Source organism: Chryseobacterium cheonjiense (assembly GCF_012927265.1).
In the GTDB taxonomy this organism is placed as follows: Bacteria; Bacteroidota; Bacteroidia; order Flavobacteriales; family Weeksellaceae; genus Chryseobacterium; species Chryseobacterium cheonjiense.
The window spans coordinates 1101363-1117266 of record NZ_JABBGF010000001.1 but is presented as its reverse complement, the minus strand read 5'-3'; the positions used below and the strand labels follow the sequence as shown (position 1 = coordinate 1117266).

At 35.0% G+C, this 15904-nt stretch carries 20 protein-coding genes and 1 pseudogene; all 21 read right to left on the bottom strand.

Going from position 1 to position 15904, the window contains the following annotated elements:
- Positions 1-368 precede the first annotated feature (368 nt).
- Positions 369-1691, bottom strand: a complete 1323-nt coding sequence (locus HHL20_RS05205; RefSeq protein ID WP_169230110.1) for a gluconate:H+ symporter — start codon at positions 1689-1691, stop codon at positions 369-371.
- A gap of 15 nt (positions 1692-1706) precedes the next feature.
- Positions 1707-3197: a gluconokinase gene (locus tag HHL20_RS05200; protein WP_194306227.1), complete on the bottom strand. Its 1491-nt coding sequence runs from the start codon at positions 3195-3197 to the stop codon at positions 1707-1709.
- Positions 3198-3454: 257 nt separating this feature from the next.
- The gene (locus tag HHL20_RS05195; RefSeq protein ID WP_169230109.1) at positions 3455-3766 is read right to left on the bottom strand and encodes a DUF6572 domain-containing protein; all 312 of its coding nucleotides are present in this window, start codon (positions 3764-3766) and stop codon (positions 3455-3457) included.
- Between the two features lie 4 nt (positions 3767-3770).
- A complete protein-coding gene (locus HHL20_RS05190) occupies positions 3771-3983 on the bottom strand; it encodes a hypothetical protein (protein WP_169230108.1) in 213 nt (70 codons plus the stop codon).
- Positions 3984-4004: 21 nt separating this feature from the next.
- Positions 4005-4370, bottom strand: coding sequence for a hypothetical protein (locus tag HHL20_RS05185; RefSeq protein WP_169230107.1), 366 nt, complete (start codon positions 4368-4370; stop codon positions 4005-4007).
- Between the two features lie 27 nt (positions 4371-4397).
- The gene (locus HHL20_RS05180; RefSeq protein ID WP_169230106.1) at positions 4398-4985 is read right to left on the bottom strand and encodes an RHS repeat-associated core domain-containing protein; all 588 of its coding nucleotides are present in this window, start codon (positions 4983-4985) and stop codon (positions 4398-4400) included.
- A gap of 296 nt (positions 4986-5281) precedes the next feature.
- Positions 5282-5716 carry a hypothetical protein gene (locus HHL20_RS05175; RefSeq protein WP_169230105.1) on the bottom strand — a complete coding sequence of 145 codons (435 nt, stop codon included), beginning with the start codon at positions 5714-5716 and terminating at the stop codon, positions 5282-5284.
- A 10-nt stretch (positions 5717-5726) separates the two neighbouring features.
- Complete coding sequence (locus HHL20_RS05170; protein WP_169230104.1) at positions 5727-6107, bottom strand: hypothetical protein; 381 nt, start codon at positions 6105-6107, stop codon at positions 5727-5729.
- 95 nt (positions 6108-6202) lie between these two features.
- Complete coding sequence (locus tag HHL20_RS05165; protein ID WP_169230103.1) at positions 6203-6586, bottom strand: hypothetical protein; 384 nt, start codon at positions 6584-6586, stop codon at positions 6203-6205.
- Positions 6587-6604: 18 nt separating this feature from the next.
- Entirely contained in the window at positions 6605-7567 is a 963-nt protein-coding gene (locus HHL20_RS19515) for an RHS repeat-associated core domain-containing protein (protein WP_228463086.1), read from the bottom strand.
- 95 nt (positions 7568-7662) lie between these two features.
- A complete protein-coding gene (locus HHL20_RS05155; protein ID WP_169230102.1) occupies positions 7663-7941 on the bottom strand; it encodes a hypothetical protein in 279 nt (92 codons plus the stop codon).
- A gap of 6 nt (positions 7942-7947) precedes the next feature.
- Complete coding sequence (locus HHL20_RS05150; protein WP_169230101.1) at positions 7948-8445, bottom strand: HNH endonuclease; 498 nt, start codon at positions 8443-8445, stop codon at positions 7948-7950.
- 92 nt (positions 8446-8537) lie between these two features.
- A complete protein-coding gene (locus tag HHL20_RS05145; RefSeq protein ID WP_169230100.1) occupies positions 8538-9062 on the bottom strand; it encodes a hypothetical protein in 525 nt (174 codons plus the stop codon).
- A gap of 246 nt (positions 9063-9308) precedes the next feature.
- Entirely contained in the window at positions 9309-10043 is a 735-nt protein-coding gene (locus HHL20_RS05140; RefSeq protein WP_169230099.1) for a hypothetical protein, read from the bottom strand.
- Positions 10012-11022 carry an RHS repeat domain-containing protein gene (locus HHL20_RS05135; protein WP_317165982.1) on the bottom strand — a complete coding sequence of 337 codons (1011 nt, stop codon included), beginning with the start codon at positions 11020-11022 and terminating at the stop codon, positions 10012-10014. The genes HHL20_RS05140 and HHL20_RS05135 overlap by 32 nt, the downstream gene beginning before the upstream one ends.
- 118 nt (positions 11023-11140) lie before the next feature.
- A complete protein-coding gene (locus HHL20_RS05130; RefSeq protein WP_169230097.1) occupies positions 11141-11476 on the bottom strand; it encodes a hypothetical protein in 336 nt (111 codons plus the stop codon).
- Positions 11477-11501: 25 nt separating this feature from the next.
- Positions 11502-12188: a hypothetical protein gene (locus HHL20_RS05125; RefSeq protein ID WP_169230096.1), complete on the bottom strand. Its 687-nt coding sequence runs from the start codon at positions 12186-12188 to the stop codon at positions 11502-11504.
- Positions 12189-12346: 158 nt separating this feature from the next.
- On the bottom strand, positions 12347-12733 hold the full coding sequence (locus HHL20_RS05120) for a hypothetical protein (protein ID WP_169230095.1): 387 nt from the start codon (positions 12731-12733) through the stop codon (positions 12347-12349).
- A gap of 871 nt (positions 12734-13604) precedes the next feature.
- Positions 13605-14244, bottom strand: a pseudogene (locus HHL20_RS19510) (RHS repeat-associated core domain-containing protein); the annotation flags it as partial.
- Between the two features lie 139 nt (positions 14245-14383).
- On the bottom strand, positions 14384-14908 hold the full coding sequence (locus HHL20_RS05110; RefSeq protein ID WP_169230093.1) for a hypothetical protein: 525 nt from the start codon (positions 14906-14908) through the stop codon (positions 14384-14386).
- Complete coding sequence (locus tag HHL20_RS19690; RefSeq protein WP_317165957.1) at positions 14905-15876, bottom strand: RHS repeat-associated core domain-containing protein; 972 nt, start codon at positions 15874-15876, stop codon at positions 14905-14907. Before HHL20_RS19690 ends, HHL20_RS05110 begins: the two co-directional genes overlap by 4 nt.
- Between the last annotated feature and the right edge of the window lie 28 nt (positions 15877-15904).

Genomic DNA, 15904 nt, shown 5'->3' with positions numbered 1-15904 from the left:
AAGGTAGTGTCTCACTAACTGTGTAAATTAAAAAGTTACTTTTTTACTGATAAATGATTTTTTAATACATATTAGATTTGCTTCATCTGAGCAGAGCTTAATCATTTTATACTATTTTTCAGCATACACATTTTGTTATATTCGTTCGAAATTATTGTGAAATCGTCTTTTAATTTATGGTCCGACATCTATACCATAATACGTAGCGCTCTGCTGTCAATATAAACGATTTCATTGTACTATTTCTCATTTGTGAATTAATATTTTACTCAGAGTAGCATATTCTCAGCTACTTTGAAATGTAAATATTGAAAAGATGAGTATTTATATTCTATTTGAATCCGTGGGCGAATAGAATCCATTGGTGATTATACTCCCAGCCATTGTAATATTAGTACGCCAGCTAATCCGGTAATGGACACTATGGTTTCCATAAGCGTCCAGGAGCGAAATGTATCCTTTATACTAACTCCAAAATAAGATTTAAACATCCAAAAACCCGGATCATTAACGTGTGAGAACATCAGGCTGCCTGCGCCGGTTGCCAAGACCATTAATTCAGGAGTAACATGGCCAGCCTGTACGATAGGTAGCATAATACCCGCCGCCGTAAGCCCGGCAACACTAGCTGAACCGATAACCAGGCGGATAATCCCTGCGATAGACCATGCTAATACCAGCGGCGATAGACTGAGATCGTTTGTCAAATTCGCGATATAGTTGGCTACGCCACTATCCACCAGTATCTGTTTGAAAACGCCGGATGCTGCAATAATAAACAGGATCATGGTTATGCCGCGGAAGGCTTCTTCCACACTCTCTGACTGTTGCTTTAAGCTTTTACCCTGACGAATGCCCATTGTGTACATTGCTAATAGGGAGGCAATCATTAACGCAATAACAGGATCTCCTACAAACTGTAAAGCTATCAGCCAACGTGACGTTTCCGGCAATAGTAAATGAGAAAAAGACCCCAACGCGATCAGCAATACTGGAAACAGGCCTGTGAGCAGACTAATTCCAAACCCCGGAAGCCTCCCTTCGGCATCCTGACGCTTTTGAGGAAAAAGTTCCGGGGGCGGATTCGTTGCGATGCCTTTAAGGGTTCGTCCAAATAACGGCCCGCCAATAAGAATTGCAGGAATCGCCACTATCATGCCATAGGCCATTGTCAAGCCTATGTCAGCTTTAAAGGTAAGTGCTATGGCCATAGCTCCCGGGTGGGGAGGCAGATAACCGTGCGTTACGGATAGGGCTGCCAATAGTGGAATGGCTACGTATAGCATGGGCAATTTGTTGGACGCACAAACCATAAAAACAAATGGCACCAATACGATAAATCCAACATTATAAAATAACGGTATGCCAACCAAAAAACCTGTAAGCACCATAGCCCACGGTAAATTCTTTTTGCCAAATACCGCTGTCAATACCGTTGTAATACGCTCTGCCGCACCGCCTTCTGCCATCAGTTTTCCAAGAACTGATCCAAAGGCCAACAAAAGTCCTAATTGTCCCATCGTACTGCTTGCGCCGGTTTCAACAGATTTAAGAATCTCCTCAACGCTCATTCGCATGGCAAAGCCTACAGCGATAGAAGTTATAAGCAAGGAAAATACAGTGTTTAGTCTGATCACAGTTACTAAAATGAGCAGCATAACCACTCCAAATACGATAATGATTAAAGGCATAGCGGTGGATTTAATTTAAAACTCGTCTTCTAGTTTATGGTAAAGTCGCTGAAATTGTTCAAAATTTCTTACATACACAGCATGATTTTCTCCTCTCGGTATATACATTTGTTCAGCATTATCTGCCTCTGTGATTGGCTCCTTAACCTCAATGCCTAGTGCTGCCATACCTATGAGTGCCGCTCCCCATGCAGAGCTTTCTACGGTGTTTTTAATGAAAACAGGCTTGTTGAAAATATCTGCTAACATTTGAACCAGATTCTGAGAACGCGCTAAACCGCCACTTGCATATATTTTGTGAATAGGGCCGGTGTTTTCCTCCAACGCAATTCCTACGCTGTAGATGGCGAACAGCATGCCCTCCATCATTGCACGAGCAAAGTGGGCCTTTGTGTGTTGCAACTGTATTCCAAAATAAACGCCTTTTGCATTGGAATTCCAGTGCGGGGCACGTTCACCAGTTAAATAGGGCAAAAAAATCAAGCCTTCTGATCCCGGATCGATGGAATCGATCATTTCGTTTAATAAAGCGTCAGCATCTTTATCCTGTATTTTTCCGATCGATTCGTCCAAGAAGGTATCCCGGAACCAGCTCCGCAAAATACCCCCATTATTAACAGCTCCCCCAACGATATATTCATTCGGTCTAAGGAGATAGCTAAATAACCGTTGCTTTTGCTCCGGGTTTGGCAGAGGACAGGTTACCCGTATCGCTCCGCTGGTGCCAATCGTCACAGAAGCGACTCCCGGTTTCACAGCCCCGACCCCCAAATTGGCCAGACAACCATCACCACCGCCAATAACAAATGTGGTACCTTCGGGGATGTGCATAGAGGCTGCGATATCTGGATCCAGCAATCTTGTAACATGATCAACAGGTACGGGCGTCGATAGTTGTTCGGCAGAGATTCCTGCTACATTCAACGCTAATTCCGACCATGCTAGCTGGTGTATGTCAAATAGTCCCGTAGCGGACGCAATGGAATGGTCAACCAGATAGCTACCAAAGAGTCGGTAAAAAAGAAATTCCTTAATGCCGATAAATTTATGGGATCGAACTAACAGTTCTTCATCATTGGATTGTATCCACATTAATTTGCAAAGCAAAGACATGGGATGAATGGGCGTACCGGTCTGTTGATATAGCAGTCGTCCTTTTTCAGTTGCTTTCAATTCAATAGCGATGTCTTCACTTCTCCGATCAGCCCAAATGATACAATTTGTGAGTGGCTTGCCCAATCTGTCAACAGCTATTAATCCGTGCATGGCACTGCTAACCGAAATACACATCGGCGGTTGCATCTTTTTAAGGTCCTGTAATTCGATCATCACATTTGTAACGGAAGCGATACACGCGCTATACATAACTTCAGGATCCTGTTCATAATCTCCTTCCAAAGGATTCAGTATAGGATATGATATACTGTGTGTTGCCAAAACGTTACCTTCCAGGTCAAATGCAACGGCTTTTGTGGATGAAGTGCCAATATCCAATCCTATTATCATAATTATAATCGTTTTTGTGAGGTAGTTGTTTTAAATATACAAAAGTTCAGCAATACGTTGACAATCATTATAAGACAAAATTTAAATATATTCGTTATATCACTTTTATAAATAATATAATTAATTAGGGTGGTATAGTAAGCCTCAAAACATTTCAGCAATCAAAATCAACTCTTTTTATTCTATCGAATGATGATTTACAACAGAAATTTTTATTTCGATCGTACTAAAAACCACTGCGATTGCAGTGGCGTTTTTTACAATGTATAATAAGAAAAATTATATGGTAACGTTTCAAAAATTTCAGATATAGAATTTAAAAACTTTTCTCCTTCTTTATCTGGCTTATACTTAAATACTACTCGGATTGCTAATTCTTTTCCTACTGAATCGGGATAAAGTTCATAAATACTTTGATTATCTAAAACATCTATGTAAGAGTTAAGCTTTGCTTCCAATAGTTCAAAATGGTTTTCAGCATCCCATTCTAAATGATCTGATATTGTTAATGTTACAATGTTATCTTTAGTACTTATAAGATCTATTACACTGCTATTTTCTACTGACATAATTTTAATTTGTTTTATTATCTTTTGGTCTTACAACATTAATGGTCGTTGGGGGTATTACAGTTCCTCCGGGAATTCCTGGCTTTCCTTTTCCAACAACTGTTCCTCCGCTATTTTGTATGATTGGGAAACCTGCTGTTTGATTTTTTGTTAATGGTGCTGTACTTGAAGATTTTGCTTCTGTTAAATTTATTACTCCACCTTTATTACTCGTCATATCAATCCTTACATTTTTTGCTCAGGGTTGATTTGGTTTTATGGTAACCTGCTCTTGGATATTTGTTTCACCGCTATTCTTCAAATCTTGCTTAGGGACTTGCTCAAAATTAGCTCCTTTTTGTGCATTCTGTCGAACTTGTAATGTATTACTATCTCCAGTAAATTGCTCTCCAATCCAATCAATTGCCCTTTCAATAAATCCTCTGCTTGCTCTTGCTCCAGTAACAACAACTTCCTCAATATCTGTTATCCTTTCTTCAATAACTTCAGGAGTAATAAGAGGTTGTTGATTAGAATTTCTGTAAGTTTCAGGAATCGCAGGATTAAATCGTACCTGTCTAATGAGTGGGCTTTCTCCCGTTTCCCTCATTATCTCTTCCTCCATAGGATCAAAAGGTTCTAAACCTTCTAATTACCTGTAAACAGAAATCCTGTTTCCGGCAAAACTATAAGGCGACCAAGTATTATATTTTTCCGCAAGCGGATCGATAGTGGTAAACCTTCCGATATCGGGCATGTAATTTCGCCACTTAAAGCTATACCAACCAGTCTCTTGCAACTCTTGTCCCTGATACTTATAATTATACGCGTTATCAAAATTATAGCTTTGCGTATTATGCATTAGCCCAAAAGGATAATAATTCGTTACACCCTCTGCTTGACCCGTGACGATATAGTTGTTGCAAGCTGTACTTCCATCCGGTAAAACGGAACAATTATTAACGACAATATCTCCCGTCACCTGACCATTTCCGTCTGCATCACTGTAGCTTAATCTTACATTACCCAAATGATCCGTATAATTATAAAAATACCTGTTACTCAATTCATCAAAATAACCTTCCGAAGTAGGGATGATCCTCGATTTCATTCCGTCACTGGTCATGGTTCCGGTTTCATCTTCCCATGCATAGGTAAACTTATACTGAAAGCCATCCATGTAATCGGTTTCTAAGCCATTAAAGAACTTCTTCACTTCCAATCCGTCTGCACAGTACACATAATCTGTTATCTGGACATTTTGAGTGATCTTCTTCGGTAAATTTAAATAATTATATTGGATGGATGAAATATTTATACTTCTGGTAAAATACTTACCACCAAAAAATTTAAAGACTTATTTAATAAAAATGTAGCAGCTCTATAAAAACAATCACCCTCGCATTTTGCGAGGGTGATTTGTTTATTTCTCACGCATTATAAATACGAGAGTTCAGGGTAATATTCATTTTATTAACTATTTTATTGTTAAATTAGATGAAGAAATAAGCAATTCTAATATCATTTAATTATCCATTATCTGTAGCTATGTGCTTTATTTGTAAATAAAATACTATACCTATTTCCATGTTTATTAATATAAATAAATTTATAATTATTTATATTTTCTGGTTTTAACGTAATTTTTTTCTTACCATCAATAAAAATTGAAACATCACTAAAATTATTTATAATACATGGAGCTGCAAATCCTAGTGTTGGTTTAGTTTCAATATTGCGGTTAAATATAATTTTATTATCATTAATAATTTTCACCATATTGTTAAAGTTCGATTCAAATACAATTAATGATTTTTCATCTTTATGAAGCTCATATTTATCATACAATACTTTTGATATTCCTTCTATCTTATCTGACAAATCCTTATTTTCATATAAAAGATGTGTATTAGAGCAACTTGTTAAGAATAGAAAACAAATTACAAAGTAAACTTTATATATATTATTCATAATTATTTGATTATTCAGTTTTTTGCTGTTCTTCTACATTCTTTATAATTGTTGATCTTTGCTGTGGTGTAACAACCGTACCAATAGGATGAGCTTGAACTATATTTTTGGGATCCTTTAAAGTTTCCTTATCTAAATGTCCTAATCCAAGTTCATGTAATGTTTCATGCACTCCAGTCTGAGCAATAGTTGATCGATCATCCTTATCAAATTCAATTTGTCCATCTTTATTCCATAAAAAGTGTTCTGATTTACCTACACTTATTTGTGTTCTATTTATTTGTGTATTTCCTACTACATCAGTCATTCCAAGTGCCGTAGTTACTGCAAATTCAATAGCAGATTTAGGCGCGTCATTTAAGTCAACTACATTTGTAGTATCGAATCCCATATTATAATCCCATAGTGGGACTTCCTCCAACGCCTTCTCACATCGTTTTATTATCTCCTGGACGATACAATCGTGCGAGAGCAAGGGAAAACCATTTATCGAGTTTCTCGGATACTGTAATCAAAGAAAATCCATTTTCCTCCTTTCTTAGCGAAAGTGAAAGAGATGGCGCTAATACCCCCCCAAAGTGATACATATGCTAAATCTGGATTTAAAATATAATACTGTACAAATAAATCAGCATTAGACAGTTTGTTGTCAATAGCAAGTGTTATTCTTGCATTAGAATAATTTAAAGGTTTGTCAGTGATAAGGCTATCCTTGTCGAAAATCGTGATTTTATCTTTTTTAAGATAGTCTTTTAAAATATAATGAACGCGTTTATTTGAAAAGAACTCATTTGTAAATATTTCCTTTGAATCTGTTTGTACATGTTGCTGACTAGAAACAGATATAAATATAAATAAAAAAAAAGACATAATATTTGAATTTTAAGCTTACTTAGATTGGAAAATATTTGATAACATTTGAAAGTTTTTAGATACAAAATTATTTAGATATTTAGATAAGTTATTAGGTTGTCCAATATGTAAAATTCCATTTCCAATAGTTGCTTTAGGATATAATCCATTAAACAGTTTAAATTCAAAAGCCTCCCCATGCTCTGGCTGTCCAGGCGTATTACTGAATTTTTTCAAAAAAACCATTTTTTTTCCAGTTGGTCCATTTATTTGATTTCCCCAATGTGCTGATTCATGTCCAACTAAAGCTACCATATAAAATATATTTGCGACTCCTTGTATTGTATTAGGATCTCTGTTGGTATTTTCATACCAATTTAATACTTTAGTAATATCAACGGAAATGGAATTTAAATCTTCTTTTGCAAAACTTCCAGAATAGTCATAAAAACCATCACCATACACATTATCTGCGTGAATTATCGGACCTTCTCCGTAAATAAATGCCTTTTTAATATCTGCTTCATTCATCCCTGTTACATCCATAATAGCTTTTAAAAAATTAGGATCATGAATAATATTAGGCAAAATATTTTTCACTAAATCATAAAAAGCAGGATAATTTTTTTTATAATAGTCTTCAGTTCCTTTTGGAAACTGGAAGGTGGGACTTCCTCCCCCGCCTTCTCCCATTGATCCTAATCCTGTGCTTTGTGCAATACCTCCATAGTTCGACTCCCAAATGGGATTGCCTTCATAATCTATAGGACGGTCTCCTCTGTCACTCGCAAATCCAGACCCCGTATTGTACCAGGTAGTTCCTGATGGTGATGCCAGCATGGACTGTATGGCCGATTGCGATAACCTTCCATCCGGATCAATAAACCTGACAGGATTATTATTTCCATAAACATAGGGTGAAAATCTTCTTGAAGCCTCTGCTAATTGATCTACAACGCCCCATCTTCCGATTTCAGGCATATAAAAACCTTGCTCCATGATCATACATTCCCGTCTCCTGTAATTCCTTGCGGTAAAAGAAAGAATTGAAATGCAAAATAACAAAGCCACCAAATAGGTGGCTTTGAGGTTTATTATGCGTCATTTATACCATATTCGTAAAGCCTTTTAGCAATATCTTCATATGATGGTGCACTCTCTAAACTAGCAACCCAATCTTCAATAAACTCTTTTGCTAAAAAAACTTCTAAAAGATAATGATATTTATTTCCATTTTCTTCCTTGATTCCATTATCATCATCTTCTGGATAAGATAAAATTATTTCTGATTTGTAATCATCCATATTCTTTAAAAAGATAATTAAATCCTCATCAACATCATTAATTTTACTAACTAAATCTATTAAATTCATAAAATATTATTTTACATTTATTTTCCCAAATTGAAAAACCACCCCTATTTCCAGGATGCATAGTACTCCAAAAAGTCTTCCAACTGTATGTTGTGATTTAGGAACTAACTGCATAATTCCTTCATCTACATGATGATGCCAAACCCAATTTGTAGGTAATTTTCCTAATATTGAACCCGCAGGTGATCGGGGGATAACTATTCCCAATTCATCCATAGACGAAGCAAATCTCACATCAGATTTCATTACTGCCTCAAGAGCTTTGTTTGCTTCACAGAAATGCCCTCCTCTATATATTCCAGGATATGAGCTTGTACTAAGTTTCATTTCAAAAGCAACAGAGTAAAAAACAGCTTTTTCTTCTGCTAATGCTAATTGAGGTTTCTTTAACGCAACAATTCCAATCACCCCCAAAGCCATTCCTATATATGGGTGATCCTCAGAATTTCTTTCAATACAAATACCTGCAATATCCGAAAAACCAAACATATCACCACCCATCATTCGTACTCTGGAATAGATCAAACGTAAAGAGACTGTCTTTAAAACAGTCTCTTTATTACTATTCACGGATTACAAGTCCGCGAGAAGGTTATTTATTTAACAAAAGGAATGTTTGCTACGATACTATCGTTTAAGAAATGATAACCTTTTAATTCCAAATCGTCTATATACTGTTTACAACTTAATGGCATGGAGTTTTGTTTGTTGTGATTTGATTTAACAACCCTAACATAATTTCCCGTTTCAGAATAATCATATATTGCTCTTTCCCTGTAATTTAAGCTTAAAGCTTTTTCAATTTTTTCATTAGATTTTATTATAATTATATCATTAATACAGTCACTTTTATCATGTGAATAATACCCTCGAGAAAATTGTATAGGATTCATTTTTTTTGTGTTTAATAACCAATATGATTCACCAGCAAACCCATATGGATCAATAATATACGTTTTATCACTATTATTTTTTATACTATACATTATCTCCTTTTTAGTTTCTAATTTTAGAGGTGTTGTTATCGAAATATCTATTTCTTTACTTTTATTAATTTTTGTCTGTGAGGAACAGAAAATACAACTAATGCTTGTAATTATTAATATTATTATTCGTCTCATTTTATCAACATTTAAGATTTAAAATATATTCATTAATTTCATATAAGTAATCATTTATACCAGAACCTAATATCCCAGTCCATGCTGCAGTTGCCTTATAAGCTGAAATCTCTTTCATATTTTCAATCAATTTCCTTCAGTAGATCATAATAATAAAAAGAGGTTGTCATCAAACAACCTCTTTTTATTATTATATATGGAGTACAAATTTTCAGGGCGGTTGATAATCTGCGAAATTGAATCTATCTAATTTTTTAGATCACTTTTTGAAAATTCAAATAGACTTTCATTACTTAGCAAATCTCCACAAAATAATTTATAACCTTTTAATTTAACCTTCTGTTCAGTAGTGAGATTTAAATAAATTTTTTTATTAATAGAATATTTTAATCTCAAAATATATTGAATTTCTGGCTGAAGAAAGTATAAGTTATAATAATAATCGGTATTATTAAAATCTAAAAAATCAAATGTCTTTTGAAACGAAAGTCTTTCTCCTGGCTGTAAAAAAATTATATTATTAAATAGATACATGTTCTTTTTAGCCAATAATTTATTTTTAATTTTATACTTTTCTTGCCAGATTTTAAGTTTTTCTTCTCCAGTAATCTTTTGTTTTTTAATATCCTCTCGCATATTTAGATCCGATTGTCTAAAATCATGTGATCTAGATTCACCGATAATATATTTATTTTGTTCTTTGAATAATAACATTACGCCAAGACCCTTATCAGCAAATTCGTAATAAAAGTTAGATGATGGTTCATCAGGATAGTAAACTCGAAATCCTGTTGTATCTATAGGTATTGCATAATTGATGTTTGAATTATTCTCTATATTAATATTTAAAATATGTCTTCTACTGTTCGGAATTTTTTCAATCGTGTAATTGATACTTAATTGAGATTTAAATAATGATATTAATAATAAAAAAAGTAATACAAAGGTTTTATTTAGAATGTAGTTTTCGAATTGCTTCATAATAAAGTTTATTAAATACTGAATTGAGATTAGTTTTTCTTTCTTGTATAAATTGTATTTCACTATCAAAATACTGTGGCCTCTTGGCTTTTGGCCCATAATTATCTACGGAATATTGCCATACATCTTTGATATTTAAATTTCCAACACTAATTTCCCATGAATAAGATGCATATTCTTTATAGAATTGAAGGCCGCGTGATGAAATTGAAGATCTTCGTCCCATAGCCTCCATAAAAGAAGAACTATTCAATTGTACAAAAGCATGAACCACTTCATGACCTATTGTATAACCATATGTCAATATATTACTTATTTTAAGCATATTTATATCTATTAATGATCCTTTTTCTTCTCCTTGTGGGCAAGACGGACAATTCTTAACTTCGTTAAATGTAGGATTTTTGCTTATTGCATATAAATTACTAAGCATTGGAACTTTATCAACTAGTTTTGTCCAATCATTAAATTCAGCTGTCTTTCTTTCCGGATTATCCCAGCCAGCATCAACCAACTGTTGTTTTAAATTTAACACCCCGATAGATGCCGCAAAATAGTCAATGCTCCCACTTGCTTCAAACCCTAGACTGTCCATAATTTGTCCAATAGTTGCTCCGCCCCCTTGGCCATCATTACCCAAAGCCGTATTAACGATCATCACCCCACTGTCATCAGAATAGAATTTAGGCAAATATTCTTCATCTACTCCTGATCTTTGCAGAAAGCTTGCCACAGAACTTCCCAGACTATACTGCCCGCTGAGGTTATCCACCGTAATTCTTCCATCCGGATCAATAAACCTCAACGGATTATTATTCCCGTAATGGTAAGGGGTAAACCTTCTGGATGCTTCCGCCAACTGATCCACAACGCCCCATCTTCCAACATCCGGCATATAGAACCTAGCGCCGTAATCATCCATTCCCCTCTCCTGAAGCTCTTTGCCGTTGTAGTTATATTGATCAACATTGTTGTAAATATAATTTTTAAAATCAAATTGCTTTTAAGTAAATAAAGAGACTGTCTTTCAACAGCCTCTTATATCTCACGGATTATAAATCCGCGGTACATGAAATATGTACTATGTTGATAAAAAGTTAGTTATCATAAAAAATAATTCCCAAAATGATATTGTAATCTTCACTACTAAAAATAGAACAACTTTTTCTTTCGCCATCAATTACTGATAATCTTATATTTTTCAAATCTGATTTTTTCATTTTCTTTACAACCTCTCTATGTCCATCAAAATAATTTTTTGTTTGGATACTAAGATCTAGACGATCGTTATATATATCATACAAATGCTGTCTTGTTTGAATAAATGTTGTTGTAAAAATATTTTTAATAGTTCTAATTCTATTAATATAGTTTTCAACTTGATTTAAATGATCTCTTATTTCATATAGATCATTTATTATCTTATCATTCATAACTAAGTTATTTATATTATTAAAACTATTTTATATACGGTGTCCATGTCCCTGCATTCCAGGGTATAATTTTTTGTGCTCCATATACAGGGCCAAAAACCTGAACTTCTCCTTCATTATGACGATCAAAAAAAGAAAGTCTTGATACAGGAAAAGATTGTTTTAATATTATTCCTCCAGGCCCTCTTCTCGAAGCTGAATAATTAGCGACATTAATACTCGTACTCCAAGAAGTAAACATACTATTATTATCCCCTCTATTATGTTGTAATGCAGTAGCAGACCCTCCCCAAGGTATAGCCATTCCCATATAAGCATTTGCTAAGTCAGGATGCTTTCCGTGAACCCCTCTGTACAAGGTGACTATTTGTTCAGGTTCATCACCCGGCATATCAGTTGCTCCTGTAAGAGGTATATCATAACCACGAGCATGAGAGCTGTCTCCGTTTAGCATTAGGGGTATTCCCCATTGCCCTAACCTTGCAATAGTTCCTGCTACTGCAATAGCTTCTTCCCACTTTATAGCAGTATCAAAACCTTCAAAAATCACCTCTCCAACTTCTACAGTATTTACTCTAGAAATAGCTGCCCCCGGTAAGACTGTAGAAAATTGTGCATCTCTTTTAGCTGTTCCAAAAAGTTTACCAAAAAAGTTTGAAAGGAATCCCACAAATCCAGTACCTGGGCTATTTTTCGGATTGGGGCCTCCCACGCCTTCTCCGTTTTCAGGCTCGTGAAAAAATGCTTACCAAAAAAAATAAAGATTTTTTTGCTAAAAATGCTGATACACTATAAATATTAATACCTAACTTTGATGTGGTCTATTATTATTCTGGACTTATGATCAGAGAATCGGTTCCGTGACACAATTTAATATGGGATTGCTCCATTATAATAAGCAGTAGGCAAAACTTTATACTTTTCTATAAATTGCTTCACAAATTTTTTTTCTTCGCTTGGCTTTACACCTATTCCTAAATATGCAGAATGATCTTTATTAATGAAAATCATTCCCTTTGGTCTTTTAAGGTCATGCTCATTTTCAAAATAAAATCTATACTCCCTACCTTCTTTTTCTAAAATAAAAGAGAGCATTTCTTTATAATCGTCTGTTTCATATTCAATTTCTCCAAAATATGGAGGATATTCAAAAATGTTATATTCAGGCTTTAAACCCTCTAAACAATTTTTAATAAAGTCAGAGACGATTTTACCATTAATTTTATCAATATATATATATAAATCAACTAATTCCATAATTATTGTGTTGCTTTTAATCCTGCACTAATAAATCTTCCTCCTTTTGTTTCGTAATAGTAATACACTTGTCCGTCTTTAACCATTTCAAATGTTCTTGCTTCAATAAAACTTCCGGATTTCCCAGAACCTCTTACTCCATATTGAATACGTTGGTATCCCGTAAAACCACCTTTTCTTCTGATTTCAGATGCCGCTGTATTAAAACTATCAACTAATGTAGAAATATTTTTTCTACTCCAATTTAAACCAAAATCTTTTCCATGTCTAGATATGGCATGTTGAAAACTTTTTACATCAACCTCTGTCATTTCTGAAAATGCCTTAAAAGGAACTCGATTAGGATTTAATTGTCTAAAAGCTCCAATATTCCCAGTACTTAATCCTGAACCTATGAGTCCATGTTCCGCTCCCCATCTAATTCCTCCTCCAACGGTACGACTCATATATCCCGACATCTGACCTCTCATGTCATCCATTCTGGCTTGTCCAGCTGCATCAAGAGTGAAAATATTTCGAGTGTTATTATCAAACCAAGATAAAGGCTCCCTAATATTATCCTGTACCCAATTTGCTGATTTCTCTCTAAATCTACTTAAAGAATTACCCGGTGGGTCATCATCTGTAAACTGCGAAAAATCAATCCCTTTAAAATACTCTGATTGTGGCTCAAGCATTGCTAATAATTCTTCTATACTTGGTTTTCCACCGCCACCGTCTTGACCATCATTACCCAAAGCCGTGTTAACAGTCATTATCCCACTATCATCGGTGTACATTAATGGCAAGTTATTTTCGTCTAAACCATTTCTGTTAATAAAGCCAGCTACAGCGCTTCCCAGGCTATACTGCCCGCTGAGATTATCCACCGTAATTCTTCCATCCGGATCAATAAACCTGACAGGATTATTATTTCCATAAACATAGGGTGAAAATCTTCTTGAAGCCTCTGCTAACGGATCTACAACGCCCCATCTCCCAATTTCAGGCATATAAAATCTTGCGCCGTAATCATACATCCCTGTTTCCTGAAGCTCCTTGCCGTTGTATTTATACTGGTATGCATTCTGTGTGGTCCCCGTATAATTATGCAATAACCCGAAGGGATAGTAATTATTGACTTCTACAATTTCACCCGGCTTATAGGAATCGATACAGATCGGCGGATTAAAAGGATCCCAGGGTCCGCTGCACTGCTGGTAAAAATACCTCCTTGGCTGAATCGCCCCGTCCTTGTTTGAATCTGAGTAGCTTAATCTTACGTTGCCTAAATGATCCGTATAGTTGTAAATATACTCATTCGAAAGGAAATCATAATATCCTTCGGAAGTCGGCATCATCCTTAACTTTATTTCAGCAATCTCATCAGGGTCTTCAACAACAAGCCCTCCTCCCGCTGATGTTTCCGAAGGCTTGGTGCTTTTATACTGGAACCCGTCCAGGTAATTGGTTTCTATATCTCCAAAGAGCTTCTTTAGCTTTACCCCGTCCGCTCTGTACACATAATCCGTTACTTTGGCATTCTGGAATAGATTAAACGTAAAGAGACTGTCTTTAAAACAGTCTCTTTATTATTATTATTATTATTATTATTATTATTATTATTATTATTATTATTATTCACGGATTACAAGTCCGCGAGAAGGTTATTTATTTAACAAAAGGAATGTTTGCTACGATACTATCGTTTAAGAAATGATATCCTTTTATTTCCAGCTCATTGATATATTGTCTACAGCTTGCAGGCATTGCATTTTCTCTATCATGTTTAGACTCAACTTTCCAAATATAGTGCCCACTTTTAGAAAAGTCATATCTATGTATTTCAGAATAATTTAAATTAATTGTTGTTTGAATTCTTTCTTTGGGTTTGATAATTATTATATCATTCTGGCAATCTACATTTTCACGGGAATAATAACCCTTTTCCAGACCAAGTGAATTAAGTCTTTTATTCTCAAATAACCAATAAGACTCTCCAGCAAAACCATAAGGATCAATAATATAACTATTATTACTTTTATTCTGTATAGTAAATTTTACTGGTTCTTGCGAATTAAGATGTATAGGCATTTTTATTAATATGTCTATTTCTTTACTTTTATTAATTTTTGTTTGTGATGAACAAAAAATACAATTAATACTTGTTATTATTAATATTATTATTCTTCTCATTTTATCAGCATTTTAATGTTTAATATATATTTATTAATATCATATAAGTAATTATTTATACCAGAGTCTATCACTCCGGTCCATTTACCAGCAGCTTTATAAGCAGAAATTTCATTCATATTTTCAATCAATGGATGATTTCCCTGTAACAAACCGTTTTTCCAATTAAGAAAATGATCCACTTCGTGTATAACGGTATCACCAAGGCCATAATTCGTTCTTTTTCCGTCTACAAGCCCCGGCGCAAGTAAAATTTTTCCTGTATTGGGGTTTGTTATCGCTTTAAAAGGTTTTCCAGTTGGGCGACCGCTGTCTATGAATAAGCCACGTGAATCAATATTAAATTTGATATATTCTTTAGACCATTCTTCCATAGTATCTTTAGTTGCTACGGCAATCCAAGCATCTTTAGGAACAAATAATGATGTTATTATACCTAAACTAATCATATTTGCAGGTGCATTAGGATTTAATCCTGATAGACTTAGAACCAAACTAAGCAAATCAATTGAAGGGCCTGGGCCGGAATTTTTATTTATCCATGAGCTAGGTGAGCTTCCTCCCCCACCTTCTCCCATCGATCCTAATCCTGTGCTCTGTGCAATACCTCCATAGTTTGACTCCCAAATGGGATTGCCTTCATAATCTATAGGACGGTCTCCTCTGTCACTCGCAAAGCCAGACCCCGTATTGTACCAGGTAGTTCCTGATGGTGATGCCAGCATGGACTGTATGGTCGATTGCGATAACCTTCCATCCGGATCAATAAACCTGACAGGATTATTATTCCCATAAACATAAGGTGAAAATCTTCTTGAAGCCTCTGCTAACGGATCTACAACGCCCCATCTTCCAACTTCAGGCATGTAAAATCTAGCGCCGTAATCATACATTCCTGTTTCCTGCAGCTCCTTCCCGTTGTACTTATACTGGTACGCATTCTGTGTGGTCCCCGTATAATTATGCAACAACCCGAAAGGATAGTAGTTATTAACC

Coding starts and splice junctions, on each gene's coding strand:
- HHL20_RS05165 (WP_169230103.1), bottom strand. CDS start 6,586: ATGTCTTTTTTTTTATTTATATTTATATCTGTTTCTAGTCAGCAACAT.
- HHL20_RS05150 (WP_169230101.1), bottom strand. CDS start 8,445: ATGATGGGTGGTGATATGTTTGGTTTTTCGGATATTGCAGGTATTTGT.
- HHL20_RS05130 (WP_169230097.1), bottom strand. CDS start 11,476: ATGAATGATAAGATAATAAATGATCTATATGAAATAAGAGATCATTTA.
- HHL20_RS05155 (WP_169230102.1), bottom strand. CDS start 7,941: ATGAATTTAATAGATTTAGTTAGTAAAATTAATGATGTTGATGAGGAT.
- HHL20_RS05190 (WP_169230108.1), bottom strand. CDS start 3,983: ATGACGAGTAATAAAGGTGGAGTAATAAATTTAACAGAAGCAAAATCT.
- HHL20_RS05205 (WP_169230110.1), bottom strand. CDS start 1,691: ATGCCTTTAATCATTATCGTATTTGGAGTGGTTATGCTGCTCATTTTA.
- HHL20_RS05200 (WP_194306227.1), bottom strand. CDS start 3,197: ATGATAATAGGATTGGATATTGGCACTTCATCCACAAAAGCCGTTGCA.
- HHL20_RS05145 (WP_169230100.1), bottom strand. CDS start 9,062: ATGAGACGAATAATAATATTAATAATTACAAGCATTAGTTGTATTTTC.
- HHL20_RS05195 (WP_169230109.1), bottom strand. CDS start 3,766: ATGTCAGTAGAAAATAGCAGTGTAATAGATCTTATAAGTACTAAAGAT.
- HHL20_RS19515 (WP_228463086.1), bottom strand. CDS start 7,567: ATGGAGCAAGGTTTTTATATGCCTGAAATCGGAAGATGGGGCGTTGTA.
- HHL20_RS05175 (WP_169230105.1), bottom strand. CDS start 5,716: ATGAATAATATATATAAAGTTTACTTTGTAATTTGTTTTCTATTCTTA.
- HHL20_RS05110 (WP_169230093.1), bottom strand. CDS start 14,908: ATGAGAAGAATAATAATATTAATAATAACAAGTATTAATTGTATTTTT.
- HHL20_RS05170 (WP_169230104.1), bottom strand. CDS start 6,107: ATGGGATTCGATACTACAAATGTAGTTGACTTAAATGACGCGCCTAAA.
- HHL20_RS05120 (WP_169230095.1), bottom strand. CDS start 12,733: ATGGAATTAGTTGATTTATATATATATATTGATAAAATTAATGGTAAA.
- HHL20_RS05185 (WP_169230107.1), bottom strand. CDS start 4,370: ATGGAGGAAGAGATAATGAGGGAAACGGGAGAAAGCCCACTCATTAGA.
- HHL20_RS05140 (WP_169230099.1), bottom strand. CDS start 10,043: ATGAAGCAATTCGAAAACTACATTCTAAATAAAACCTTTGTATTACTT.